Source organism: Helicobacter sp. T3_23-1056 (genome assembly GCF_053654535.1).
The window spans coordinates 73,736-97,637 of sequence record NZ_JBSIUU010000001.1 but is presented as its reverse complement, the minus strand read 5'-3'; the positions used below and the strand labels follow the sequence as shown (position 1 = coordinate 97,637).

Sequence of the window (23,902 nt, the reverse complement as noted above, 5' to 3'; positions counted from 1 at the left end):
AAACATCTCCAAAATCTAAATCACCATTTTTATATCAGGGTGGGAGGTCAAATAAGAATAGATTTCGTTTCGATATACTTCGCTATCTACGCTCGTGCTTAGGCACATAGACACAAATCGCCCCTTTGATGATTTGTTTTTAGATTCTAGGCGATATGGGGTTTTTAGGATTTGGCTTACGACTTCTTTTATTTTGGCTTCGCTCTCCGCGATTATGCGGTATTCCCACGCGCAAGGGTAGCTAATCTCTGGCTTGCCTTCTAGCACATTTGGCGTTTTTGTGAAATCTATTTTTGTGTGGTTAGAGCCTGCCATAGCCTAGCTCCAAAAAGATTTTTTCTAAATGTTTGGGAATCGCCACAGGCTTTTGGCTTGCCACATCGACATAGCCTAGACGCACTTGCGCACTAAATATTTTTTCTTCATCAGCAGTTTTTTCTAGCGTTTTATCAAATATTTGTTTTTGGCTAGCATTTGCGCTTACTTTGTCGCTAGCTTCTGTTTTATCACTAGATTTTAGGCTGTGTTTTGCAAAATCTAGCACGCTAAAATGTGGAAGTTTATAAATCTCTTGAAGTAGCAAAATCTGCACTTTGCCGATTTTTAGGATTTGAGAGCGCACCTCGCACATATCGCCAAGCCTTGCAAAGCCCAAAAACTTCGCTTGCAACTCGCTCACCACAAAGCCCGCACTTGCTTCTTGTGGCAACATAGCGCGTGAGAAAAACAGCTCGCTTCGCGCCCTCTCGCAGTATTTTATGTAGTTTGTATGATAGAGGATACCACCACAATCGGTGTCCTCATAATAAATTCGTATCCTCATTTGGATTTTTAAGTGGATTTTGGTTGATTTTGGTTGTTTGGCGTTGCTATGATTTTGCAAAAACCATAAACCAAAAACGCTAAGTCCTAGCGTTCCTCTTTGATTCTAGCTGCTTTGCCTTTTCTATTGCGCAAATAATATAGCCTAGCCCTGCGGACTTTCCCCACACGAAGCACTTGTATGCTCTCCAAACTCTCGCTATAAAGTGGAAAAGTTTTTTCTACGCCGACATTGTTTGCGCCGATTTTGCGCACGGTAAATGTGCTATCTACGCCATTTCCGCGAATGCAAATGCACACGCCCTCAAAATTTTGGATTCTGCTTTTTTCGCCCTCTACGATGCGAATGCCTAGCTTTATGGTGTCGCCTGCTTTAAATTGTGGGACTTTTTTGTCGCCGATTTGGGCTTTTTCAAAACTCTCGATATATCGATTTTTCATTGACTATCCTTTCTTTTTGGTTGTGTTTTTTGTGTGGATTTTCCACTTTTCAAATAGATTTGGGCGAAAATATCGCGTCTTGCACACTGCCAAATCATTTTTTAAAACGCTGATTTTACTATGATTTCCCTTTGAATACACTGAAGGCGCACAAAAATTTGTAAAATTTTGATTTTTTTGATGGTTTTGTGGCAAAAAAGTGGAATCTAAATGCGTGGTTTGGATTTTTAGATTTTGCTTTGTGGATTTTGCCTCTTTGATAGCGCGCGCAAAAACGGGGGCTTCAAGCAAGTGATTTTCAAAGCTCTCGCCCTGCAAAGACTCACTATTTCCAAGCACGCCTTTGATATGCCTAGCGATACTATCACACATACAAAGTGCCGCTAGCTCGCCACCTGTAAGGATAAAATCCCCTATGCAAAAAACCTCATCAGCATACATCTCAATCGCGCGCTCATCAATCCCCTCATAACGCCCACAAACAAAGGCAATGTGAGATTTTTGCGCTAGCCTTTTTGCGTCATTTTGGGTAAATAATTTGGCACAGGGGGAAAGAAAAATAATATGTGGGGCGGGGGTTTTTGGGCTAGATTTTGGCGGGCTAGATTGGGCTAGATTTTGCGTTTGTGGGCTAACTTGCTTTGCAAAATGTGGGCTAAAATCTTGCGAATTAAATTGTGAATTGGGTTGCAAATTAGATTTTAAGTTGGGAGTTATAAAATGTGAATTTTGTAAATTTTGTAGGTTTTGTGTGTTTTGTAGATTTGGATTTTTAGATTCTAGCGTGCCGATATTGTGCGCATTTTGTCGCTCATTTTGATGAGTGTTTTGTCGCATATCTTGGATTGCTTCTTGTGGCGGATTTTGGCTCACATTTTGGCACGATTCTAAACGCAAATACTCATCGCACTCGCCAAAATCTAGCACATTTTGCTGCAATGACTTAATCGCCCTGCTTAGCACCTCATAGCTTAGCACCTGCCCTGCTCCACCGCCTATTTGAGGCATATCCACACTTTTATAAGCATTGCTCGCAAAATCGCGTATTTGTATGGTTTGAACGCTAATTAGCCCTTTTTCTAGCGCGTTTTTTAGGATAGAATCGCAAAAATACCCCTCAATCATTTTAGGAAAAAGTGTCAAAAAACTAAGTTGCATAATAAGCCTTTATCATAAATTGTGCAGGTTTTCTCATCATTTTCTAATGTCGCAGGATTTTAGTCGCAAAATTTTGGTAGCAAGTTTTTGGTCGCAAGATTTTGCTAACTTTGCTCCAAAATCTCTTTGGCATTTTGGGTAAAAATCGCCCCTTTTTTCAAAGAAACTTCCAAAACAAATCTATCAATGTAAGGCACAAGAAAGGTTTTTGGTTTTTTAGTTTTTGTGGTTTTTTTAGATTTTGGGAGTTTAGATTTTGGGGGTTTAGATTTTGTAGGATTTTGGGCGACATCGCTAGTTTTTATTTGCGAAGTTTTTTTAGATTTTTTAATAGGATTTTTGATAAAAGATTCTAAAATATCCTCCCTAGCCTCCACCACCAAATAATCGATATTCCCAATGCGCTCAATATCGCGCACCACCCCTAGATTTTCGCTATCTTGCATAATATCTAGCCCAACAATGTCAAAATAAAAAAACTCATCTTTTTTTAGCGTGCAATGCGCCCTGCTTTGCGCTTTTGTGGCGTATAGCTCTGCATTGACATAGATTTTGGCTTTGCTAGCATTGTCGATGCCGACAAACTCGATGAAATATTTATCTTTTTGCTTTATAAATGCTTTGATTTTTAGATTTTCAAATTTAGAATCCAAACGGCTAAAATCGTTTTTATTAGAATCTATTTTTTTATCAAAATCACTTGATTTTATCTCGCTAGATTCTAGCAAGCTAGCTCTTTTTACGCACACTTCCTCGCTAGATTTTGCGCAATGCAGTAAAAACTCCGCAAAATCACTGCTAAGCCAAAAACAAAGCCTGCCTTTTAGCCCGACTACTCGCCCTACTTTGCCGACTTGGACTAGCTCTTGTATCTGTATCAATTTTTTAAAAATATTGGCTTAATGTTCGTTGTTTGGGTGGACGGTGATTTTATAAGTGAGCCCATCTTTTGCTTTGCACCCAGATACAAATGTCTTTAACGCGGCAATCATTTTACCCTCTTTGCCTATTACGCGCCCCATATCTTGCACGCCCACAAAAACATCAAGCAATCTTAGATTTTCATCTTTTACCAAACGGCTCTCTACCGCTACTTGCTCGGGGTATGAGACGATTTTTTTTACATAACTTTCTAGGAATTTTTCTATCATTTTTCTGCTCTTTATTTGTAGTATTTTTATGATTTTGCGAAGTGATTTAGTAGCTTAGATTGATTTTAAAAACCCCGTTTTATTTTTTTAAGTTTTTGCTTGTTTAGTTTTTGCAAAATCCAAATTTTTAAAAAATTCAAACAAAAACTACTTCACAAACCCTCTGCAAACTCCGCTACTCCAAAATCTAAAACCTCCCCCCAAATGCGACCCCCCAAATACAAAATCCAAATACAAAATCTATGTTAGCTTTTTGCACTTGATAGCTTCTCTACCCGCTCACTCATTTTCGCACCCACGCCTTTCCAATACGCCAATCTATCAGAGTCGATTTTGATAACTGCTGGCTTTGAGAGTGGATTATAATACCCGATAGATTCTATCCAGCCACCATCGCGTCTCTTGCGAGAATCCGTTACCACCACACGATAAAAAGGCTTTTTCTTGCGTCCCATTCGCGTTAGTCGTATGACCGTTGCCATTGTTGCTCCTTAAGATAAATTAAGATTTTAGATAAACAAAAACGCAAATTATAGCAAATAATTTATCTAGTTTTGCTTGAAATTTATCGTATTTTCTCTCAAATGTTGCACTCCCCAAAACCTAAAAATCATAAAAAATATGGGAAATATAGAAATTTTTGCCGTTTTTTTTTTTTTGTTTTTGCATTCTTAACAAAAAGTAGATACTTTTTTACGCTTATTTAAAGCTTGTTCGGTTTTTAAGAAAGCGCATTTATAGCGCACTTTGATTTGGACAAAATTTTGGATTTGGACAAGATTTTGGATTAGACAAAATTTTGATTTAAGCAAAGTTGCAAAAAAAGTTTTCTTAACCGATACTTCAAATACTACAAAAACGGGGAGCGTGTCAAATGGACATAAAAGACATCAAAACCATTCAAAAAAGCATAAGTAGCAACGAGAATCAAGTCGAGCGTATCAAAATCGGCATTGTATGTTTTTTTATGCTTGGAGTTGTGATTATCGCGCTTTTGGGGTATTCTACACAGCCGCTTTTGCTTGCGTTTGCAGCCCTTGTGGGCGCGTATATGGCGATGAATATCGGCGCAAATGATGTCGCAAACAATGTAGGACCAGCCGTTGGCTCAAAAGCGATTACCCTCACAGGAGCGATTATCATCGCTGCGATTTGTGAGGCGAGCGGGGCGATACTCGCAGGTGGCGATGTCGTAAGCACGATAAAATCCGAAATCATCTCCCCTGACAAAATAGAAACGACTGAAATCTTTTTGTTTGTGATGCTTGCCGCGCTTTTATCGGGCGCGATTTGGGTGCATTTAGCCACGATTTTGCGCGCACCTGTATCCACCACACACGCTATCGTAGGTGGCGTGCTAGGGGCTGGCGTAGTCGCAGGTGGCGTAGCTGCGGCAAATTGGTGGGTGCTAGGGGGCATAGCACTTAGTTGGATTATTTCGCCTGTGCTAGGCGGGCTTATCGCGGTGGCTTTTTTGGTATTTATCAAACGAACTATCACTTACAAAGAGGACAAAAAAGAAGCGGCAAAAAAGGTTGTGCCTATCTTGGTTTTTGCGATGAGCTGGGCATTTGGTGCGTATCTTTTGCTAAAAGGATTTTCTAAGTTATATTCGTTTAGCGCGGTTGAAGCGGTGATTATTTCGCTTATCGTGGCGATTGTGGTGTATTTTGTTACCACGCCTTTTATCCGCAAAAAAGCCGCCACACTCCAAAACACCAAAGAATCCATAAATACGCTTTTTACCATTCCGTTGATTTTTTCAGCTGGATTGCTTAGCTTTGCGCATGGCGCAAACGATGTCGCAAACGCCATAGGACCGCTAGCAGCGATAAATGAAGCACTAAGCGGTGGCGGCATAGGTAGCAAGGCTAGCGTGCCATTTTGGATTATGTTTGTAGGTGGGCTTGGGATTTCGCTAGGGCTAGCCCTATATGGACCACGGCTAATCAAAACCGTAGGCAGTGAAATCACCGAGCTAGATAGAATGCGTGCGTTTTGTATCGCTATGAGCGCGGCTTTGACAGTGCTTTTAGCTAGTGCATTGGGATTGCCTGTTAGCTCCACACATATCGCGATTGGCGCGGTTATAGGCGTGGGATTTTTACGCGAATACATTAAGGGGCGGTATTTTGAAATGTGTGAGCAAATCATCAAAGCACACAAGGGCAAAGACCAAAAAACAGCAGAAGAGTTTCTAAAAACTTTTGCCAAAGCAAGCGTCAAAATCAAAGCGCAAATGCTTGAAAGCCTAAAAACAAAAAGCACAAATTTTGAGCTAACAAGCAAAGAAAAAAAGGAACTCAAAAAATTCTACAAACACGAGCTAGTCAAACGCAGTGAGATAAACCGAATCATCGCTTCGTGGATTATCACCGTGCCTGCTTCTGCGGTGCTTGGCGGGTTTGTATTTATCGTATTTAAAGTGATTTTTATTGATGGCTAAAATCTTTTGTTGGCTTATAAAATAGATTTTGATTTGGAGGGGGTTTTGCTTTTTTATAGATTTTTATAGATTTTTTTAGATTTCATAGTTGTTTTTAGCTTCATAATGCAAAATCTTATGGCTACAAAAATCTAAAAATCAAAATTCTACATTCTAAGATTTTGCTAATTAGAATTTTGCTAAATTTTGCATTCTAAAATCTACAATTTAAAAACCACCTGCCAAAATCCACTTGCAAACCCCGCCCATCTATCCTCCGCTACAAATCCCACGCGCTACATTTTCCACGATAATGTAAATGTGCTACCCCTGCCAACTTCGCTTTGCACTTCTATGTCTATGTCGTATTTTTTGGCAATTTCCCCTACCAAAGATAGCCCGATACCAAATCCACCCTTATCATCATTAAACCGCTTATACCGCTGAAATATCACATCTAAATCCTTAGATTCTATCCCATAGCCACTATCTGTGATTTCTAGCGTGGCATAAGGGGCGTCATTTTGCGCTGTTGTGCGTAGATTTATGTAGATTTTGCCACCTTTGTGATTGTATTTTATGGCGTTTGATAGTAGGTTATCTAGCATTATGGTGATTTCATCTTTGTTTGCATAGATTTTGCCCTCTTTTAACGCCCCTTTATCCATATTAGATTTTACGCTAGATTTTGCATTAGATTTTAGATTAGATTCTAGCGTGATATGTTTTTGAGCCAAAAGGGCGGAAAAATACTCCACGCGCTCATTTATAAGCATTGCCATATCGATAGATTCTAGCGCGTTTTTGCCCTCATAAAAATTTAGAAAAATTAGATTTTGATACATTTGGTGCAAATTTTTGGCAGATAGTTTGATGTGGTGTAGTCGCTTTTTGTTTGCTTCGCTAAGATGTTGCGTGTCAAATTTTTGCACGCTCATAAGGATTACACTTAGGGGGGTATTTACCTCGTGGGTAGTGTCTTTGATAAATCGCTCTAGGTGTTTGATTTGGGATTTTATCGGGCGCAAAGATAGCCTCACAAGCGCGTAAGCCACGATAGCCATAAAGCTTAGGGATAGTAGCATAAGCCCTATCAACTCTAAGCGGATAGATAAAATCTCTTTTTGGATAGATTCTATCTCTTTTGGCTCGCTAAATTTTGTATTACCAAAACCATTGCTAAAAAAATCACTGCCAATCTCCACCGCCTCGCCCTGCAAGATAAAAATCCAGCCCTGCCTATCAAGGTATTTTGAGACTTCTTTGGGAAGTTTGCTTGCCCCAAGCGGGTGGCGAAATAGCATATCCAAATTTTTATTGCGCGAAAAATTTACAAAAATATATGGTTTTAAATGCAAAAATCCATCGCGGTTTAGAAAAATCTCTGGGATAAATTCTAGCCCCACACCCAAATCGCTATACACCACACCTAGATTCTCATCTAGCAGGGCAAATGGAGAGTTTATCTCACTTTTTATTTCGTGCAAAAATTCTAATAATGATGGCGAAATCTCATCGCTTGGTTTAAAAATTTTTTCATCACGCGTTGTCATATTTGCATTTTGTGCGTGCTGTTTTGTCTGTGGATTTTCTAAATTTTGGGTTTGATTTTGGCTTTTTTGCAAGGTTTGTAGATTTTGATTTGTTGCTTGATTTGTGGTTTGATTTTGCGTTTTTAGTTTGGATAAAAACTCCAAAATTTCCCTCTGCCTATCTTTGTCTTTTAGCTTTTCTAGCTCTTCTTTTTGCTTGGTTTCTTCATATAGTTTTTGCGCAAACGCAGGATTATGCCTTTGCAAATTTTTATGTCTTTTTTCCTCTTTTTTGTGCGTTTCTCGCCGTTTGCCCTTAGTGGTTTTAAAATCCCTCTTTGCCATTTGCGTTGCGATTTGGATAAAATCATTTCGCATTTGTATGGATTGCTGTGCGCGTAAATTATGCAATTCACGCTTATACATCATCAAAAATATGATTCCCAAAAAGCAAACCGAAGTCCCCAAATACAAAAGCAAAATCTTGTAAGTCGTGCTTGTGAAAGTGTCGCTAGATTTTGTGGATTTGACATTAGATTTTATAGCAAAAATTTTGGATAAAAATTTCAAAAACTTTGCTACAAAATCTAAAAATACCCCTTTTATCGCACAAAAAATCGTGCAGATTTTTTCGCTCAATGCTCCCAAAATCTTACCCCACATAGCAATATCCCCTATGTCTTTGCGTGGCGATACTCTCGCTCCCTAGCACTTTTCGCAAGTTTTTGATATACACGCGCAAAGCCATATTTGTAGGATTTTCATCATATCCCCACACACGCTCAAAAATCTCATCTTGGCTGACAAAATTTCCTTTATTTTGCAGTAGCAGACATAGCAATTCTCGCTCTTTATTAGTAAGAGAGATTTCTTTTTTGCTTGTTTTATCAAAAAGGCTTTTTTGCAAAATATCAAAGCAAAATCCATTTTCTAGCTCCAAAATCTCGCTATTTTGATGCGCAAAAGAGCGTTTTAGCAAAGAATCCACCCGCAAAAGCAACTCATCTATATCAAAAGGTTTTCGCAAATAATCATCACAGCCCGCCAAAAACCCCTGCTTCAAATCCTCTATCATCGAAAGCGAGGTAAGAAAAATGCTAGGGGTATTTTTGCCAAGACTTCGTAGCTCTTTTAGCACTTCAAAGCCATTGCCTAGAGGGACTTTGACATCAAATATCCACAAATCAAAGTTTTGCTCATACGCCGTATCTAGAGCACTTTGTGCGTCCTCACATAGCGTGATTGCATAGCCTTTTTGAGATAGCTCATCGCATAGCATTTCCCCTAGTAGCAAATCATCTTCTAAAAGCAAGATTTTTACACCTTTTTTTGCCATTTGATTCCTTGTTTGTGGGTTTTGTCATTGCTTTTTATCATCATCTTAGGCAAGCCACGATGATGATAAAAAAGAGCGATTTTGGCAATGGCATTTTACAACTTTTTGCAAAATCTTATAAATGCCAAAATCTACCAAAATCTATTTTTGCAAGTCAATTTTGCCTAAGCCAAAATCCTAGTCATCAAAATCAAAGCCCCTAAATTTGCCCTTAAATTTGCCTTTGTGTTGTTTGTGTCCATCTTTTGTGCCAATTTGAGCGCAATCTTTGTAGATGACTTTTAACCCTGATGCCCTGATTTGCGCGCCTGTCATAGAATCTGTCCTTGCTTGCAATGCCTTGCAAGAATCTATTGCGCGTTTTTGTGCCTGCTCATCATTTAGCTTAGCAAAGGCTTTGTGGCGCGATTGTTTGATAGCGTGTTTAAACGCTTTTGCCTCTTGATATGGCTTGGCATTTGTCCGCTTTTTTATTTCGATTATCAAGTCTGGCTCATCATTTGGAGCGACATTTCCTGCAAGGTTTATCAGCTCATTATCGCTTTTGCTAGAAAAATCCGCGCCAAAAGCTACGCCACCAAAAAGCCCAAAAACACCAAAAAAACTTGCAAGCAAAAATGCTCGCCCAAAAAAACTACTTCTCATAGGAACTCCTTTGTTTTGAGAAAATTTGTCGTCTATGTTGTCTATGTTTGTAGCCAAACTAGATTTTAGCCCCACATAAACAAATCATAAAACAGCGAAATTCTAAACAAACAATATAAAATGAGCGTGAAAAATTTATTTTTTAAACGACATATTTACTATTTTTGCTTTTATCGGTATTTGTGATATGTGAGGATTTTGCCACTCATCACAAATGCGCATAAAAATCGCATATATCACGCTTGCAAGGGACATAGGGGCATAAAATTTTTGACAAAAAAAAAAAAAACGATATATAATTTCGCCTCACAAATCCAAATAATCACAAATCCAAAATAATGAAAGGAAAAAAATGACACAACGAACTTCACTTTTTGCATTGCAAAAACTCTCCATCACTCTATCTATTCTAGCATTTAGCATAGATATAAATCTAGTCGCAAATCCGCTAAAAAAAGCCCCGCTAAGCGAAGCAGAATCAACACAGGCATTTAACTCCTGCGTAATCAAAAAAGATGATAACGCTTGCCAAAAGCTAATCAACAACAGCGCACAAACCATAGAAGAATGCACCAAATCCACCTGCAATGATATGGGGCTAATCTACCAAAACGCAGGATTTCAAAACAAAGCGATTGGGTATTTTAAAAAAGCAATCGATTTGGGCGATACGCGTAGCTATCACAACCTAGCACTGCTATATAAAGAGATGGGAAATATCCCTCAAGCAAAAAAATACTACGAACTAGCCATTAGTAAAAATCAATTCGGGGCAAGGCTAAATCTAGGCACGCTTTATTACGAGCAAAAAGATTTTAGCAATGCCCTAAAACATTTTGAAATCGCCTGCACTCAAGGGAGCGCAGAAGCAAAAATGATAGCCTGCCATAATCTAGCCGTGATGTATGACAATGGCGAGGGGGTAAAAAACGACTACCAACAAGCATATAAATACTACAAAATAGCGTGTGATTTAAACTACGGCTATGCGTGCAACAATCTAGGCGTGCTGTATGCAAATGGCTACGGGACTACACAAAATCTAGGCAAGGCAATCGAGCTATATGGCAAAGCCTGCAAATACGCCTGCAACAAAGGCTGCCAAAACTACAAAACGATGAATAGATAAATATTTTTGCTTTGGTATGCAAGACACTAAAATTGCAAAAATCACGCATATTAAGAGGTTGCATTATTAAGGGGATTTTACAAAATATTAGATTTTGAATTAGATTTTGAATCGCAAAAAGAATGTGGGGGAATTTTTACATTAAAATCGCAAAACTAAGGTTTATAAGCGTTGCTTTGCTTTGTTTTGCTTTGTTTTGTTTTGTTTTGCTTACAACTGCAAACTTGCAACTACAGACTTGCAACTATAAACTTACAACTGCAAATTTACAACTGCAAAAACAGAGGGGTATGCAAAGCATAGATTAGGCAAGTTTATGGGGCAAAATATCTTAACAATATAAAAAACACAAATAGAGATATTTTGCTAAACGCTCAATATGGCAAAGAAAATGCCGTCATTGCGAGCGGATTTTGGCAAGTCAAAATCCGCGTGGCAATCCAATTTTCCCTACTTTCGTCATTGCTAGCAAAACACAAGGCTTGCGTGGTAATCTATGATTACGATTCGTCATTGCGAGCGTTGCGTTTTATCAAAATGCAACGCGTGGCAATCCACCCCGCCGTCATTGTAAGCAATGATTCTGCTTTAGTCATTGCGAGCGAGTGAAACGAGCGTGGCAATCCACTTTATTAGGTTTGTAAAAAGCGTGTTTTGCGCTTTGTGGATATAGATTGCCACGCGTGGCGTAGCCACGCTCGCAATGACGGATTCCCTCATAAACCTAATCCTAAATAAGCCTAAGCCTAAAAAACTCAACATTTACCCACCCCCCTAGCCCCCTCTGCAAGGGAGGGGGGATTTTATAGATTGACACGAATTTGCAACTTTTTACAAAGTTGTATTTGCTTGCAATGGTATTAGAAAGATTTAGTGTGGAGCTGTTATTTTGCCTTATTCTTTCCTTTTGTTCTCTCATTATCAGTGATTAGGGTTTGAGTTGCCAACGCCAAATTTTAATAAAATCATAAAAATTTGTGCTAGCTATTTTAAGTCAAATGGAGTCAAATCAAAATAAAATCAAAATAAAAATAAAACAAAAATAAAATCACACCAAAACCAAATCAAACAAAAATCAAAAATCAAAAGCCAAAGTCAAATCCCCTCGATATATTCGCGCACTTTTTGGACAATCCAATCAGGCGTGCTAGCCCCCGCTGTAATCCCGCAAGTTTTTTTGCCATTAAACCATTCTTTTTGGATTTCGTTTTCATCTTCGACAAGGTAGCTATTTTTGCAGTTTTGTTTGGCGATATGTAACAGTTGCTTTGTGTTTGATGAGGTTTTCCCCCCTACCACTATCATAATATCCACCTTTTTGCTTAGCTCTCTAGCGGCGTTTTGGTTGTCAAAAGTAGCATTGCAAATCGTATTAAAGATGCGCACTTCTTGGCATTTGGCGATGAGAAATGTAGCCACTTGGCTAAAAGCTTGGATTTGCTTCGTGGTTTGGGAGATTAGGGCTATTTTACGGGGTAGTTTGATAGATTCTAGCTCGTTTGCGCTAGAGATGACTATGGCTTCATTGCTCGCATAGCTCATCACGCCTTTGATTTCGGGGTGCTCTATATCGCCAAAAATTACGATTTTATAGCCTTGCTCGCTCATTTCTTGGGCGATTTGTTGAGGTTTGGTTACAAATGGGCAAGTCGCATCGACAATGTTAAAATCTTTTTGTTGTAGATTTTCTAAATCATTTTTTGGAATCCCGTGTGTGCGGATAATAAGCGTGCTTCCGTCTTTTTGGTTGTTTATCGCTTCTTTAAAATCCTCGTGCAGTCCCACACCAAAATCGCGTTTTAAGCGGTTGATTTCTTGGTAGTTGTGGATAAGCGGTCCTAGAGTGTGTGCGCCTTTGTTTTTTTCTGCGATTTTTATCGCTCGGCGCACCCCAAAGCAAAATCCGTGTTTTTTGGCAAGTAGCACTTCCATTATGCAAGCCTTTTTAAGTCGTTGTGATATTTGCGATTTGGGATAAAATCTGCAAAAAATTTGGGAAAGAAATATTGATGCAGGATTCATCATCGATTTGCAATGGCGTGATAATCCCCGCAATCGCAAAGCTCATAGCGATTCTGTGGTCGCCAAAAGAGTGTATTTGTGGGATTTTGTTTGTTTGGCTAGATTTTTTATTATTAGATTTTATCCTGCTAGAATCTAGGGCAAAATCGCTACTAGATTCTAGCTTCTTTGCGTGGCGAAAAAATCCTCCGCCATAGATTACATAGCCATCGTCTTTTTCTTCATATTCTACGCCAAGCGCATTTAGATTAGACAAAACTGCTTTGATTCTATCGCTTTCTTTCACACGCAATTCTTTTGCGTTTTTTACCTCGCTTACCCCATTTGCTAATGCCATAGCGATGCTAAGGGCTGGCAATTCATCGATAAGCCACGCGATATTTTCCTCTACTTTTACCCCCGCTAGATTCCCGCTAGCGACATATATATCGCCTACTTCCTCATACTTGGTTTTTACATTTTCATAGCGCACTTTTGCGCCCATTTTTTCTAGCACTTTGTAGGCTTCTATGCGCGTGGGATTTAGCGCGACATTTTTTAGCAAGATTTCGCTATTTGGCGTGATAGCAGTGGCTAGGGCGAAATAAAACGCACTTGATGGGTCGCAAGGCACACTAAAATCTAGTGGCTCTAAAGCCCTCTCAAGCGGGGAAATGTGGATTTTGCGTCCGCTTAGATTTTGCGTTTCTACGCTTTGTGTGGCTGGGTTTTGTTTGGCTAGACTTTGTTTGCCTAGATTTTGCGTTGTTAGATTTTGTTTGTTTGGATTTTTGTTGGCATTTGTGTCGTTTAGATTTTCTATTTTTATGGGGGCGTTCATTCCTAGTAGCATACTCTCTGTGTGCGCGCGCGTTAGACTTGGCTCGATATATGTGCTACTACTTTTTGCGTGTAGGGCGGAGAGAATCATCGCGGATTTTACCTGCGCACTTGCCACTTCGCTAGTGTAGCTAAAGCCATCTAGCTGCTTTGAAATAATGCTAAGCGGGGCTAGCCCACCGCTTCGGCTAAAAATAGTCGCGCCTATGTTTTGCAGTGGCTTTATCACGCGATTCATCGGGCGAGCGCATAGGTATCTATCCCCGCTTAGCACGGAGTAAAATCCGCTTGAATTTTGACTAATCACAGATTCTGCGCTATTTGTGCCAAAATCGTTTATATTTTTGCCATTTTTTTTGTTGCTTTTTTGGCTGTGATGATATTTTTGACTCCCTGCAAGCCCTGCTAAAAGCCCGATATATAGCCTCATAGCAGTCCCTGCATTGCCACAATCAAGCACGCAATTTGGCTCTATAAACTCTTTTGGCGGGGTTAGTTTTAGCATTATTTTGCCATTAGAATCTATGCTAGATTTTACGCTTAATCCTAATATCTTAGCGATATTTAGCGTATCTAGCGTATCTTGGGCTTGCAAATAATTATAAACTATGCTTGGTTTATCACAAAGCAGGGCAAACATCGCACTTCTATGCGAGATGGATTTATCTGGCGCGATAGAATCTAGCTCCAAACAAAATGATGATTTTTGAGGGGAAATGCGTATCATAATTTGTGATTTTAGATTTTGTAGCTATTGTTTTAGCTTCGCACCAAAGCTAGAATCTAGCACTTCTAGCACCGCTTGCACCCTTTTGCCTAGCTCATCTTCGCTAAGGCTAGAATCTGTGGGCGTGAAAACTAGGCGAATAGTAAGCGCAAAGCCATCTTTTTCGTAAATATCTAGCGGATAAGCCCTGCTAAGATGCTCTATGCCCGCGCTTAAAATCGCATTTTGGATTTTGCTAAAAGGAATGTCTTTGTTGATTAGCACCGTTATGTCGCGCTCATTTTCGTGCAAGCGCGAAGTGGGAATGGCTTTGGCTGGATTTAGATATGGGATTTCATAGATTTCGGCAAAAAAGCTATCAGCGATTTCTAGTCTTGCTTGAAGTGCTGGGTTTAGCTTTGCGACTATGCCGATTTTTTGCCATTTTTGTTGGGCTTGATTTTGGGAGTTTGCAATATCGCTAGAATCTTGCGTATCAAAATCTTGCCCACTAACATTTTGCGTTGGGATAAAAATCTCTGCGCAAATATGCGGGTGTGCTTGAGGCGGAATCTCACTTGGCTTTTCTAGCCTAAAATCCCCTAAAATATGGGATAACACTTCACAAAAACTATAAAAATCCCATTTTTTTCCTTTGGGGTTGGGGTAGGATTCTCCCCGCTCTAGCCCACTTGCCACAATCCCAAAATGCTCTTTTTGCTCCCTTTTTGCGTCATAAACTGCGCCGATTTCAAACAATCTCATATTTTTGTAGCCTAGATTTTGGTTGCGCTTGATGCTCTCAAAAAGCGATGGGATAAGGCTACTTCTAAGCGTGTCTAGCTCGGTGGTTATGGGATTGCTAAGCTCTAGGGCAGAATCTAGCACTTCATAGCCCCACTCTTGCAAGACACTTTTTTGGGCGAACAAAAAATGGATACATTCATAAAATCCATTTGCTAAAGCTCTTTTAGCCAAATCGCGCTTGTTTAGATAGCAATGGAGCGTTGGCGTGTAGGCTTTTGGCTGGATACCTGTGTAGGGTTTTGGCTCGATGTTTTTGATACCATAGACGCGCAAAAATTCCTCTGTGATGTCTTGCTGGGTGTGAATATCGTGGCGATAAGCTGGAGGAATGATACGAAAAATATCCGCCTCACCATTTGCCTCAAGCCGAAAATCTAGCTGTTTTAGAATCTGTGCGATTTGCTCTTTTGAGACAGATTTGCCTATGGCTTGGCTGATGGCTTCAAATGACGCGCTAATGACAATCCTATCTTTTACCTCTTGCATTTCTAGCTCTTGGTAGCCCGAGTAGATGAGACAATCTGCGCGGGTATGCAAAATCTCACAAAAGAAATTCATACCGACAAATAGCTGTGGATTTGCCCCACGCGTGGAGCGATAGGTGGTGGCTTTGTCTTGGGCGATTTTGTGTGAGAAAAGATTTTGGGAAATGATATGGGGGGATAAAAAACTAGCCTGTATCACCACAAGCAGTGAATCATCAGCTTCTTTTTGACTAGATTCTAAATCGTCTTCAAAAAATTCCCCCTCATCGCTAGAATCTATCTCATATTCCTCGCGCTGATATTTTTTGCTAGCAAAATCTTGGTTTGCAATCTTGCTAGCTTCTTGGCTAATATCTTGGCTAGCGTTTGGGGTAGATTGTGTGGGTAGGTTTTGGGTAGATTGGTTGAGGTCGTTAGGATTTTGGGTAGATTTTTCATTAGATTGTTTGTTTGATTCTTTATTTGACTCTTGGGATTGTATTTTTTTAAAATCATCTGTTTTGGCATAGCTTTTTACGCCTATGACGAAGAGTTTGTTGTCATCTCTGTCATATACGCACTCAAAGCCTTTTTCATCTTTTTGCACCTTTAGCATCGCGGGCAATGCGCTATCGCAAGGAATCGCATAAATATCAAGTAGCACGCCTGTCATAAAGGTAGTGAAAAGTTTGTGATTTTCTAGGGTATTTTTGGTAAGTAAGCCATTATAAGCTAGGGCGATTTCTTCGATGATGGAGGGGTAAATATGCTCGATTTTGGCGACTTTGTAAAGCAAGATAGAATCGATATTGCATTTTGCAGTGGTGTTTAGCACCCTGCCTAGCCCTAGTGCTATGGCGTTTTCCCTCTCTTTTGGCAATGATACATAGCTATCAAATACGCTTGCTAGCTCTCTTGCCACACCTAGCACGGACAAGCAATCGCCACGATTTGGGGTTAGAGAGATTTCTAAAAAATATTGATTAAAAAACGGATAATCGCTTAGCTCCCTGCCTAATTCTAGCTCGCCCACGCTAGAATCTAGCACCATAATCCCATCATTTACCTTGCATAGTCCAAGCTCGCTAGATGAGCAAATCATACCATAGCTAGTTACGCCTCTAAGATTGCTTTGTTTGATTTCAAAAAACGCGCTTTTTTCATCTTTTGGAGGGAGTTTTGCGCCCTCTAAGGCAAGGGCTACAAACTGATTTTGCTCTACATTTTTCGCACCACATACGATTTGGAGAGTTTGGTTACCTATATCGACTTGACATACGCTTAGTTTATCGGCGTTTGGGTGAGGGGATTTGGCGACTACTTTGCCTACGACTACGCGCTTTGATACTTGCAAACGCCATATTTTTTCTACTTCGATTCCAATGTCATTTAAAATCTTAGCAATTTGCTCAATATCACGCCCCTCTAAATCGATAAATTGCGATAAAAGATAGGTAGAAATAATCATTACAAACCCCTAAAACTGCTCTAACAATGCCAAATCATTTTCATACAAACTTCGCATATCGCTAATCCCAAGACTTAGCATACAAAGCCTCTCAATCCCCATACCAAAGGCATATCCACTCACATTTTCATATCCTACGGCTTTGAATACATTGTCATTTACAAGCCCGCAACCAAGCACTTCTAGCCAGCCACTATGCGAGCATACGCGACAGCCCTCCCCACCGCAAAACACACACGAAATATCCACTTCTGCGCTAGGCTCTGTAAATGGAAAAAATGATGAGCGAAATCGCACTCTCACTTCGCCAAACATAAATTTCAAAAAGTTTTCTAGCACATATTTAAGATGCGCAAAACTCACTTTGCCTACCTCATCGACTAAAAGCCCCTCTACTTGATGAAACATAGGCGAATGTGTCAAATCATAATCCCGCCTAAAAGTCGCGCCCGGACAAATCATTTTGATAGGTGGCTTTTGGGCTAGCATAGTGCGGACTTGCACGGGAGAAGTATGTGTGCGAAGTAGCTTAGAATCGTTGAAATAAAAAGTATCTTGCATTTCCCTTGCGGGGTGGTATTTTGGCAAGTTTAGCGCGGTAAAATTATGAAAATCATCTTCTACTAATGGTCCCTCGCATAGCTCATATCCCATACTTACGAAATAATGGATAATTTTGTCTTTTGTGTAGTTTATGGGGTGTCCTACACTTCTGTGTTTAGTCGCGTTAAAAAGGCTTACATCGATTTTTTCTTTTTCTAGCGCAGAGTGTAGTTTGGCGGATTCTAGGGTGGATTTTTTTGCTAGATATAGCGATTCAAATGTGTCTTTTAGCTCGTTTAGCTCTTTTGCTTTTTGTTTTTTTTCCTCTTGGCTTAGCTCACGCAATAGCGCAAATTGCGCTGTCAAAATACCTTTTTTGCCAAGAATCTCTACGCGTAGTTTTTCTAACTCTTGCAATGATTTAGATCTTTGAATCTTGTCTAAAAACGATTTGTCTAAAATCGACATTTATACTCCCTTAGAATTAGCCCTTAAATTTTAACCCCTTAAATCAGCTTTTTAGCGACCAAATCAGCTTTTTAGCGTATTTCTAAATCCCCCTCTCAAAACATTATTTAAAAAACCAAATAAAGCACCAAAAACTAAAACCCCCTCCAAAAAATATTATCTCTTAGAGAATTGTGGGCTTCTGCGTGCTTTGCGTTTGCCGTATTTTTTGCGCTCGACTACGCGTGAATCGCGTGTAAGCAAGCCTTTTGGCTTCAAAACCGCTCTAAATGCAATATCATAGGAATTTAACGCCTTAGAAATCCCGTGCCTTAGGGCTTCTGCTTGCGCAGAGTAGCCACCACCAAAGGTATTTGCCTCAATATCTACTGATTTTTCTTGCTTGGTTAGCACTAGGGGTTGGAGGACTTTTTTCTTTATCGCTTCGTGTCCGCCTAGCCACATATCTAGCGTTATTCCATTGACTTTTAGCTTGCCACTACCAGATTTTAGCCATACTTTAGCGATTGCGGTTTTTCTTTTGCCTGTTGCATAGATTTTTTTTGTTGCCATTTTTTTCCTTTCTACTTGCTTTTATTTGCGCTTTTTGTGCTAGCGATTTGGGCTGTGTGTGGGTGGTCTTCCCCCGCATAGACTTTTAGTTTTTTTATCATTGCTCGTCCTAATTTTGTCTTAGGGAGCATACCTCGCACGGCTAGGTAGTATAGCTTTTGTGGGCTTTTTTCTAGCATTTCTTGCAAGGTTTTAGACTTAGTGCTACCAAAATAACCAGAATGCGTAAAATACTCTTTATCTTGGAGTTTTAGCCCAGAAAATGCGACTTTTGTGGCATTTACCACTACTACGAAATCCCCACAATCCACATTTGGCGTAAATGATGGCTTGTGCTTGCCACGCAAAAGTGTGGCGATTTGTGTGATAAGTCGCCCAAAAGTCTTGTCTTTTGCGTCAAGCAAATGCCACTCTGCTTTTACTTCGCTTGATTTTAGCGATTTTGTCATTTTGTCTGTTTTGTTGGTTTTATTTGCCATTGCAATGTCCTTTATGACTTCAAAAGTTACAAAGGCAGAATTATAGCTTTTTTTGCTTAAGTAATGCTTAAATTATGCAAAATTTAAGGTTTTTTGCAAAAGTGCTTTTTTGCGCTTATTTTAGATTTTGTTTTCGTAGATTTTGGCAATCAAATTTTAGACTTCTTACAATTTAGACTTCCTTACAATTTAGACTTCTTGCGACTGCATTTCTTGTGCTAGATTCTCCACTTCTGCTACAAATTCCTCTAGCAACTGCGATTCGGGGAGTTTTTTTAGAATCTCCCCTTTTTTGATTATCATTCCGCTTTTGTTGCCAAACGCTATGGCAATATCAGCGTGCTTTGCCTCCCCTAGCGCATTTACCGCACAGCCCATCACGCTTACTTGCATAGGGGTTTTGATATGGCTTATGCGAGATTCTACGGCTTTTATCATATCCACTAGATTTGCTTCTATCCGCCCACAAGTCGGGCAAGAAATGATAGTGATTCCTTGCTTTTGTCGCCCGCTATATCGCAAGATAGCGCGCGCTAGGGCGATTTCGTTTTCTAGCTCGCCTGTGATAGAGCAGCGCATCGTATCGCCTATGCCCTCCATAAGTAGCCCCCCTAATGCCATAGAGGATTTTATCGTGGAGTGAAACATCGTCCCAGCTTCGGTAACGCCCAAATGAAAGGGATACTCCACAAGCGGACGGAGCATTCTATACGCGCTCATCGTGCGCTCCACATCGCTTGCTTTTAGAGAGATTTTGATATTGCTAAACCCAAAATCCTCTAGCAATTTAATATTATAAAGCGCGGATTCTACCATTCCTTTGGGGGTCGCGCCGTATTTTATGTCAAATTCTTTCTCCAAGCTCCCGCCATTTACGCCGATTCTTATGGGGATTTGCGCTTCATTGCAGGCTTTGGCTACGGCTTGTATTTTTTCTTTGCTACCGATATTTCCCGGATTTATGCGTATGCAATCCACGCTTTGAGCGGCGATAAGCGCGTATTCATAGCGGAAATGAATATCAGCGATAAGTGGCAGTGGCGAGATAGATTTTAGCTCTTTTAGGGCGTTTGCGTCTTTTAGGTCGTGCACCGCTACGCGCACGATGTCCGCACCCGCTAGGGCTAGTCTATCAAGCTGCTCTTTGGTGGATTTTATGTCTTTGGTTTTTGAGAAAGTCATACTTTGCACAGAGATTGGCGCGCCTCCTCCTATGGCTACTTTCCCCACAAAAATCTGCTTTGTGGGATAGCGAGCAGGCAAGGTGCTAGAAGTAGTGGCAGAAGTGGTGGCAGGATTTTTTGCTAGGCTATTTTTTGTGCTAGAGGTTGTTTTAGATTTTGTTGGCATTGGTGTTTCCTTTTTTAGATTTTGCAAATAATTCTACGAAAATCAAACTTGCTAAAATCAAACTTGGTTAAAATAAACCTTGCATTGTAGCCAAAATCTATAAATGTGAAATTATGCGAAAATGTGCTAAAATCTAGCATTTTTTTAAGCAGATTTTATTTTTGCTTAAAAAGCCAACTACCAAAAATTAAAAAAGAGGACAAATGCACGAATACTCCATCATATCCGCGCTCATAGAGCAATGCGAAGAAATCGCTATCCAAAATAGAGCCTACAAAATCGATGAAATCACTATCAGCGTGGGGGAACGAAGTGGCGTAGAAATGACGCTATTAAAAAACGCGTTTGATACATTTGCGATGGAAAGCATAATATGTAGCGGTGCAAAACTCATCATAGAGAGGCAAGAAGTAGTCCTAGAATGTGCCAAATGTGGCAAACAAACAAGCGCAAAACAGATGCAATACAGCAAGTGCCATCACTGCTCTAGCACGCAAGTAGAAATCATAAAAGGCCGTGATATAATGCTCATACGACTAAATATGCTAGAAAATCAAAAAACTTAAAGGAGCATAAATGGAGCTAGAAAAAGAAATCATAAAAGAAGTCCTAAGGCGTGCGGAAAATGAAAATCTACAAGATATAAAAGACAGCTGGGATATGCGTGGCTTTATCGGGCGCAAAAAAGATGAGCTAGCAGAGGAAATCAAAAGCTATAAACAAGAGATTTTGACTTATCAAGATGAGTTAAAAGATTTGCGAAAAGAGCTAGCAGATGGCAAACATACCATAGAGGATTTAGAATCTAAAAAACAACGATTAGAAGAGGACATAAAACAGCTAACCCAAGAGCTAAAAGTCGAGCAAGCAAAAAGCGAAGTCAAAGCCGAGCAAAAAGAAGTCCTAAACTCACGCCAAAAGCTACTCCCCGCCGCCCTAAAAAGCGTGCAAATCTACCTAAAAGACGGCTCTGTGGCAAAAGCAAAACCAGCCCAAAAACTATTTGGCGAAGACATATACAAAAAATATCGCGTAGAGCTAAAAGAAAACCATATCTTAAAAATGCAGCTTACCGAGCTAGAGCTAGAAAACAAACGATTAAGTATTGAATTGCGCGATTTTTATGCCGAGCTAGTGCTAGAGGGAATGAGCGCAAACGAGCCAAAAGAAGCGACAAAAAAAGCCAAAATCGAAACGCTTTTTGATGGCAATAAAGAATCTAACAATAAAGCAAACAACCAAACAGGGCTAAAAGAGAAAAAATCTAGCGAGATTATTGATTTTAAAGGGGATTTTATCGCTACGCAAGAAGACATAAGCGAGTTTAAACAAATGCTAAAAGCTCAAAAAGAAAAAAGGGCAAGAATCGATAAGAAAAAATGACAAATGGCGTGGATTTTTTTACGCAAAGCGACTTAGAATCGAAACGATTAAATAGACTTTGCTTTGATTTCGTATTAGAAGCGCAAAAACGCTTGTTGGCTATTGATTTTTTTTTTTTTGTAATATCGTGTCTTGCTTAAAACAAAAACTTAAAGGAGTGAAAAAGTGGCGTATCTTTATGGATTTAGCGCGATTGGGTTGCAGGATTTTATCTTTCGCACAAACGCATTGCGTGAGATTATCGGAGCAAGTGAGCTGATAAAGAAAATTGATAGTTTAGGACAGAATTTACAGAATTTTTTGCAAGAAAATGGCGTAAATCTATCCAAAAACCCCGAAGTGATTTTATCAAATGCGGGGAATTTTCGCTCTATTTTTGATAATGAAGCAGATTTGCAAAATGTCATCAAATATTTGCCAAAACTAATCACAAAACAATCCTATGGACTTCAAATCGCACAAGCGGTAGTAAAATATGACAGCGATTATAAAAGCGCAAATGCCACTCTAGAATCGCGCCTAAAAATCGCACGAAATAAAATCACATTTCCGCTTGATTTTTCGCACTGCATTTTAAAGCACAATCCAAAAACCGCTTTGCCACTTGTAAGCAGTGATAGCGATAAATCCACGCTACAAAAACTACAAAGTTTTGAAACATTTAACAAAGAACACCCAAATTCTATAAACGAACTAGCCCAACTAAAAAATGCCAAAAACAAAATCGCTCTGCTTTATGCCGATGGCAACGCACTAGGCGCAATCGTGCGAAATTTAGGCAAAGATGAAATGAAAGATTTTTCATATAAGCTAGATTCTGCCACAAAAGACGCGCTTAAAAAAGCCTGTGAATCCATAAAACAAAATCTAGCCAACAACGATAGCTTCAAAATCCGCGAAGTGATTTGCGGTGGCGATGATTTGGTAGTGGTTTGCAATGCGGATATTGCGCTAGATTTTGCCAAAAACTTTTTAGCGCATTTTGAAAACGCCACGCAAGATATTTATGAGGGCAAAAATCTAACCGCTTGCGCAGGAATCGCATTTTTTAACCACAAATATCCTATCCACTACGCCCTAAAACTTGCCAAAGATTTGTGCGCCCGTGCTAAAAGCGATTCAAAAACCATAAATGTCAAAAATCCGCCCTCTTCGATAATGTTTCACAATATCCAAAGCTCTGCGGTGCGAAGTTTTAGTGCGTTTGTCAAAAATGAGCTAACTTTGGGTGCAAATCAAATGGATTCTAAGCCTGTGCGTTTAGATTTTGGTGCGTATTTTTTGCGACAAATCAACGACTCTACTCCAACAATAGAAAATCTGCTAAATTTAGTAGAGATTTTTCGCTCCCAAGAATCTAAAAAAGACGCGCCTACTACGCGACTTAGGCAATGGCTAAGCATATTAGAATCTAATCGCAATTTAGCTAACAACGAACTGCAACAAATCGCTAAAATCTACGCGGATTTTAGCGAGCAAAATCTAGCAAAATTTCAAGCCCTGCATAAAGATTTGTGCCTAAAAAATCTTATAGTGCAAAAAGACGGCATAGAAAAAACGCCAATTTTTGACATTATCAGCATTATTTCAAACACGCAAAGCACACAAGGGGGAGCAAAATGAGCAAAAATAGTGAAGTTATCCACTACAAAATCACATTTTTAGATTTTTGGCATTTAAGCAGTGGTCTAAGCGGTGGGGTGCGATTTGACAATAGCGCGATAAAAGATAGTGATGGATTCCCCTTTGTCCCTGCTAAAAGCCTAAAAGGCGTTTTGAGGGAGGTTGCAGTTGCAAACAAAGAGCATTTTTTAAGCGATTTTGTAGAATCTTGCTTTGGTGAGGAAGTGCAAAAAAATCGCGCACCAAATGCTGGGGCTTGTCATTTTAGCAATGCGATTTTAAGCCAATCCACCAAAAAAGAGCTAAAAGCACAAAATCTAACGCATTTTTTATATGCCAAAATCGCCTCCACTGCGATTGATGAGCGTTACGGCAGTGCAAAAGAGGGCTCACTGCGTGAAATCGAAGTAGTAAAACCTATAAGCCTTTATGGAACAATCCACAATGTCCCATCAAACTATGTAGAATCTATGCAAAATCTACTCAAATCCCTAAAATCAATGGGGCTAAATCGCAATAGGGGATTAGGACGGCTAGAGATTGTAAGCGCAAATCCTAGCGCGGATTCTACGCATTAAA

25 protein-coding genes and 1 pseudogene are annotated in these 23,902 nt (G+C 39.7%); 8 read left to right on the top strand and 18 right to left on the bottom strand.

From position 1 onward, the window contains the following. Positions 1-15: 15 nt before the first annotated feature. The 7 genes and pseudogenes from ACWIUO_RS00480 to rpsP all read right to left on the bottom strand — a co-directional run bounded on the left by ACWIUO_RS00480 (position 16) and on the right by rpsP (position 4,054). The gene (locus ACWIUO_RS00480) at positions 16-315 is read right to left on the bottom strand and encodes an HP0495 family protein (RefSeq protein ID WP_454175987.1); all 300 of its coding nucleotides are present in this window, start codon (positions 313-315) and stop codon (positions 16-18) included. After that, on the bottom strand, positions 302-883 hold the full coding sequence (locus tag ACWIUO_RS00475; RefSeq protein ID WP_454175986.1) for a YbgC/FadM family acyl-CoA thioesterase: 582 nt from the start codon (positions 881-883) through the stop codon (positions 302-304). The genes ACWIUO_RS00480 and ACWIUO_RS00475 overlap by 14 nt, the downstream gene beginning before the upstream one ends. Positions 884-909: 26 nt before the next feature. Next, positions 910-1,263 (bottom strand): 50S ribosomal protein L19, encoded by a 354-nt coding sequence (gene rplS / locus ACWIUO_RS00470; protein ID WP_454172126.1) that lies wholly within the window; start codon positions 1,261-1,263, stop codon positions 910-912. A gap of 3 nt (positions 1,264-1,266) precedes the next feature. Continuing rightward, positions 1,267-1,899: pseudogene (locus ACWIUO_RS00465) on the bottom strand (hypothetical protein); the annotation flags it as partial. A gap of 626 nt (positions 1,900-2,525) precedes the next feature. After that, positions 2,526-3,302: a hypothetical protein gene (locus ACWIUO_RS00460; RefSeq protein WP_454175985.1), complete on the bottom strand. Its 777-nt coding sequence runs from the start codon at positions 3,300-3,302 to the stop codon at positions 2,526-2,528. An 18-nt stretch (positions 3,303-3,320) separates the two neighbouring features. Beyond that, positions 3,321-3,572, bottom strand: a complete 252-nt coding sequence (locus ACWIUO_RS00455) for a KH domain-containing protein (protein ID WP_454175984.1) — start codon at positions 3,570-3,572, stop codon at positions 3,321-3,323. Positions 3,573-3,817: 245 nt separating this feature from the next. Further along, a complete protein-coding gene (gene rpsP, locus ACWIUO_RS00450; RefSeq protein WP_454175983.1) occupies positions 3,818-4,054 on the bottom strand; it encodes a 30S ribosomal protein S16 in 237 nt (78 codons plus the stop codon). A 392-nt stretch (positions 4,055-4,446) separates the two neighbouring features. Here rpsP and ACWIUO_RS00445 point away from each other — a divergent pair, with 392 nt between their 5' ends. Beyond that, a complete protein-coding gene (locus tag ACWIUO_RS00445; RefSeq protein WP_454175982.1) occupies positions 4,447-6,018 on the top strand; it encodes an inorganic phosphate transporter in 1,572 nt (523 codons plus the stop codon). A 275-nt stretch (positions 6,019-6,293) separates the two neighbouring features. On the opposite strand, the gene ACWIUO_RS00440 is transcribed toward ACWIUO_RS00445, so the two are convergent. Then, positions 6,294-8,192 carry a sensor histidine kinase gene (locus ACWIUO_RS00440; RefSeq protein WP_454175981.1) on the bottom strand — a complete coding sequence of 633 codons (1,899 nt, stop codon included), beginning with the start codon at positions 8,190-8,192 and terminating at the stop codon, positions 6,294-6,296. Further along, positions 8,182-8,865, bottom strand: a complete 684-nt coding sequence (locus ACWIUO_RS00435; RefSeq protein ID WP_454175980.1) for a response regulator transcription factor — start codon at positions 8,863-8,865, stop codon at positions 8,182-8,184. The genes ACWIUO_RS00440 and ACWIUO_RS00435 overlap by 11 nt, the downstream gene beginning before the upstream one ends. Positions 8,866-8,924: 59 nt before the next feature. On the opposite strand from ACWIUO_RS00435, the gene ACWIUO_RS00430 reads away from it, so the two are divergent. After that, on the top strand, positions 8,925-9,068 hold the full coding sequence (locus tag ACWIUO_RS00430) for a hypothetical protein (RefSeq protein WP_454175979.1): 144 nt from the start codon (positions 8,925-8,927) through the stop codon (positions 9,066-9,068). Here ACWIUO_RS00430 and ACWIUO_RS00425 read toward each other — a convergent pair. Further along, positions 9,043-9,510, bottom strand: a complete 468-nt coding sequence (locus ACWIUO_RS00425) for a DUF1104 domain-containing protein (RefSeq protein ID WP_454175978.1) — start codon at positions 9,508-9,510, stop codon at positions 9,043-9,045. The genes ACWIUO_RS00430 and ACWIUO_RS00425 overlap by 26 nt on opposite strands. A 352-nt stretch (positions 9,511-9,862) precedes the next feature. Between ACWIUO_RS00425 and ACWIUO_RS00420 the strand changes: the two genes are divergently transcribed. Both ACWIUO_RS00420 and ACWIUO_RS00415 read left to right on the top strand, forming a co-directional pair. Further along, positions 9,863-10,639, top strand: a complete 777-nt coding sequence (locus tag ACWIUO_RS00420) for a tetratricopeptide repeat protein (protein ID WP_454175977.1) — start codon at positions 9,863-9,865, stop codon at positions 10,637-10,639. Positions 10,640-11,002: 363 nt separating this feature from the next. Then, positions 11,003-11,248 carry a hypothetical protein gene (locus ACWIUO_RS00415; RefSeq protein WP_454175976.1) on the top strand — a complete coding sequence of 82 codons (246 nt, stop codon included), beginning with the start codon at positions 11,003-11,005 and terminating at the stop codon, positions 11,246-11,248. Here ACWIUO_RS00415 and ACWIUO_RS00410 read toward each other — a convergent pair. The 8 genes from ACWIUO_RS00410 to ispG form a co-directional block, all read right to left on the bottom strand. Next, positions 11,228-11,401 (bottom strand): hypothetical protein, encoded by a 174-nt coding sequence (locus ACWIUO_RS00410; protein ID WP_454175975.1) that lies wholly within the window; start codon positions 11,399-11,401, stop codon positions 11,228-11,230. The two genes, ACWIUO_RS00415 and ACWIUO_RS00410, sit on opposite strands and share 21 nt — an antisense overlap. A gap of 333 nt (positions 11,402-11,734) precedes the next feature. Then, positions 11,735-12,571: a 4-hydroxy-3-methylbut-2-enyl diphosphate reductase gene (locus ACWIUO_RS00405; protein ID WP_454175974.1), complete on the bottom strand. Its 837-nt coding sequence runs from the start codon at positions 12,569-12,571 to the stop codon at positions 11,735-11,737. Between the two features lie 13 nt (positions 12,572-12,584). Further along, the gene (locus ACWIUO_RS00400) at positions 12,585-14,207 is read right to left on the bottom strand and encodes a 3-phosphoshikimate 1-carboxyvinyltransferase (protein WP_454175973.1); all 1,623 of its coding nucleotides are present in this window, start codon (positions 14,205-14,207) and stop codon (positions 12,585-12,587) included. A gap of 24 nt (positions 14,208-14,231) precedes the next feature. Then, a complete protein-coding gene (gene ytpR / locus ACWIUO_RS00395) occupies positions 14,232-16,925 on the bottom strand; it encodes a YtpR family tRNA-binding protein (RefSeq protein WP_454175972.1) in 2,694 nt (897 codons plus the stop codon). A 9-nt stretch (positions 16,926-16,934) separates the two neighbouring features. Continuing rightward, complete coding sequence (pheS, locus tag ACWIUO_RS00390; protein WP_454175971.1) at positions 16,935-17,936, bottom strand: phenylalanine--tRNA ligase subunit alpha; 1,002 nt, start codon at positions 17,934-17,936, stop codon at positions 16,935-16,937. 156 nt (positions 17,937-18,092) lie between these two features. Next, on the bottom strand, positions 18,093-18,488 hold the full coding sequence (gene rpsI, locus ACWIUO_RS00385) for a 30S ribosomal protein S9 (protein WP_454173103.1): 396 nt from the start codon (positions 18,486-18,488) through the stop codon (positions 18,093-18,095). 11 nt (positions 18,489-18,499) lie between these two features. Then, complete coding sequence (gene rplM / locus ACWIUO_RS00380; RefSeq protein WP_454176105.1) at positions 18,500-18,937, bottom strand: 50S ribosomal protein L13; 438 nt, start codon at positions 18,935-18,937, stop codon at positions 18,500-18,502. Between the two features lie 219 nt (positions 18,938-19,156). Further along, positions 19,157-20,317 (bottom strand): flavodoxin-dependent (E)-4-hydroxy-3-methylbut-2-enyl-diphosphate synthase, encoded by a 1,161-nt coding sequence (gene ispG, locus ACWIUO_RS00375; RefSeq protein ID WP_454175970.1) that lies wholly within the window; start codon positions 20,315-20,317, stop codon positions 19,157-19,159. A 203-nt stretch (positions 20,318-20,520) separates the two neighbouring features. Here ispG and hypA point away from each other — a divergent pair, with 203 nt between their 5' ends. From hypA to ACWIUO_RS00355, 4 genes are all read left to right on the top strand, one after another. Continuing rightward, complete coding sequence (gene hypA / locus ACWIUO_RS00370) at positions 20,521-20,883, top strand: hydrogenase/urease nickel incorporation protein HypA (protein WP_454175969.1); 363 nt, start codon at positions 20,521-20,523, stop codon at positions 20,881-20,883. A gap of 10 nt (positions 20,884-20,893) precedes the next feature. Continuing rightward, positions 20,894-21,700 carry a nickel-binding protein Mua gene (mua, locus tag ACWIUO_RS00365; protein WP_454175968.1) on the top strand — a complete coding sequence of 269 codons (807 nt, stop codon included), beginning with the start codon at positions 20,894-20,896 and terminating at the stop codon, positions 21,698-21,700. Positions 21,701-21,865: 165 nt separating this feature from the next. Further along, positions 21,866-23,323 (top strand): Cas10/Cmr2 second palm domain-containing protein, encoded by a 1,458-nt coding sequence (locus tag ACWIUO_RS00360; protein ID WP_454175967.1) that lies wholly within the window; start codon positions 21,866-21,868, stop codon positions 23,321-23,323. Then, the gene (locus ACWIUO_RS00355; protein ID WP_454175966.1) at positions 23,320-23,901 is read left to right on the top strand and encodes an RAMP superfamily CRISPR-associated protein; all 582 of its coding nucleotides are present in this window, start codon (positions 23,320-23,322) and stop codon (positions 23,899-23,901) included. Before ACWIUO_RS00360 ends, ACWIUO_RS00355 begins: the two co-directional genes overlap by 4 nt. Position 23,902 lies beyond the last annotated feature (1 nt).

Coding starts and splice junctions, on each gene's coding strand:
- ACWIUO_RS00480 (WP_454175987.1), bottom strand. CDS start 315: ATGGCAGGCTCTAACCACACAAAAATAGATTTCACAAAAACGCCAAAT.
- rplS (WP_454172126.1), bottom strand. CDS start 1,263: ATGAAAAATCGATATATCGAGAGTTTTGAAAAAGCCCAAATCGGCGAC.
- ACWIUO_RS00455 (WP_454175984.1), bottom strand. CDS start 3,572: ATGATAGAAAAATTCCTAGAAAGTTATGTAAAAAAAATCGTCTCATAC.
- rpsP (WP_454175983.1), bottom strand. CDS start 4,054: ATGGCAACGGTCATACGACTAACGCGAATGGGACGCAAGAAAAAGCCT.
- ACWIUO_RS00445 (WP_454175982.1), top strand. CDS start 4,447: ATGGACATAAAAGACATCAAAACCATTCAAAAAAGCATAAGTAGCAAC.
- ACWIUO_RS00440 (WP_454175981.1), bottom strand. CDS start 8,192: ATGTGGGGTAAGATTTTGGGAGCATTGAGCGAAAAAATCTGCACGATT.
- ACWIUO_RS00435 (WP_454175980.1), bottom strand. CDS start 8,865: ATGGCAAAAAAAGGTGTAAAAATCTTGCTTTTAGAAGATGATTTGCTA.
- ACWIUO_RS00430 (WP_454175979.1), top strand. CDS start 8,925: ATGATGATAAAAAAGAGCGATTTTGGCAATGGCATTTTACAACTTTTT.
- ACWIUO_RS00425 (WP_454175978.1), bottom strand. CDS start 9,510: ATGAGAAGTAGTTTTTTTGGGCGAGCATTTTTGCTTGCAAGTTTTTTT.
- ACWIUO_RS00420 (WP_454175977.1), top strand. CDS start 9,863: ATGACACAACGAACTTCACTTTTTGCATTGCAAAAACTCTCCATCACT.
- ACWIUO_RS00410 (WP_454175975.1), bottom strand. CDS start 11,401: ATGTTGAGTTTTTTAGGCTTAGGCTTATTTAGGATTAGGTTTATGAGG.
- ACWIUO_RS00405 (WP_454175974.1), bottom strand. CDS start 12,571: ATGGAAGTGCTACTTGCCAAAAAACACGGATTTTGCTTTGGGGTGCGC.
- ACWIUO_RS00400 (WP_454175973.1), bottom strand. CDS start 14,207: ATGATACGCATTTCCCCTCAAAAATCATCATTTTGTTTGGAGCTAGAT.
- ytpR (WP_454175972.1), bottom strand. CDS start 16,925: ATGATTATTTCTACCTATCTTTTATCGCAATTTATCGATTTAGAGGGG.
- pheS (WP_454175971.1), bottom strand. CDS start 17,936: ATGTCGATTTTAGACAAATCGTTTTTAGACAAGATTCAAAGATCTAAA.
- rpsI (WP_454173103.1), bottom strand. CDS start 18,488: ATGGCAACAAAAAAAATCTATGCAACAGGCAAAAGAAAAACCGCAATC.
- rplM (WP_454176105.1), bottom strand. CDS start 18,937: ATGACAAAATCGCTAAAATCAAGCGAAGTAAAAGCAGAGTGGCATTTG.
- ispG (WP_454175970.1), bottom strand. CDS start 20,317: ATGCCAACAAAATCTAAAACAACCTCTAGCACAAAAAATAGCCTAGCA.
- hypA (WP_454175969.1), top strand. CDS start 20,521: ATGCACGAATACTCCATCATATCCGCGCTCATAGAGCAATGCGAAGAA.
- mua (WP_454175968.1), top strand. CDS start 20,894: ATGGAGCTAGAAAAAGAAATCATAAAAGAAGTCCTAAGGCGTGCGGAA.
- ACWIUO_RS00355 (WP_454175966.1), top strand. CDS start 23,320: ATGAGCAAAAATAGTGAAGTTATCCACTACAAAATCACATTTTTAGAT.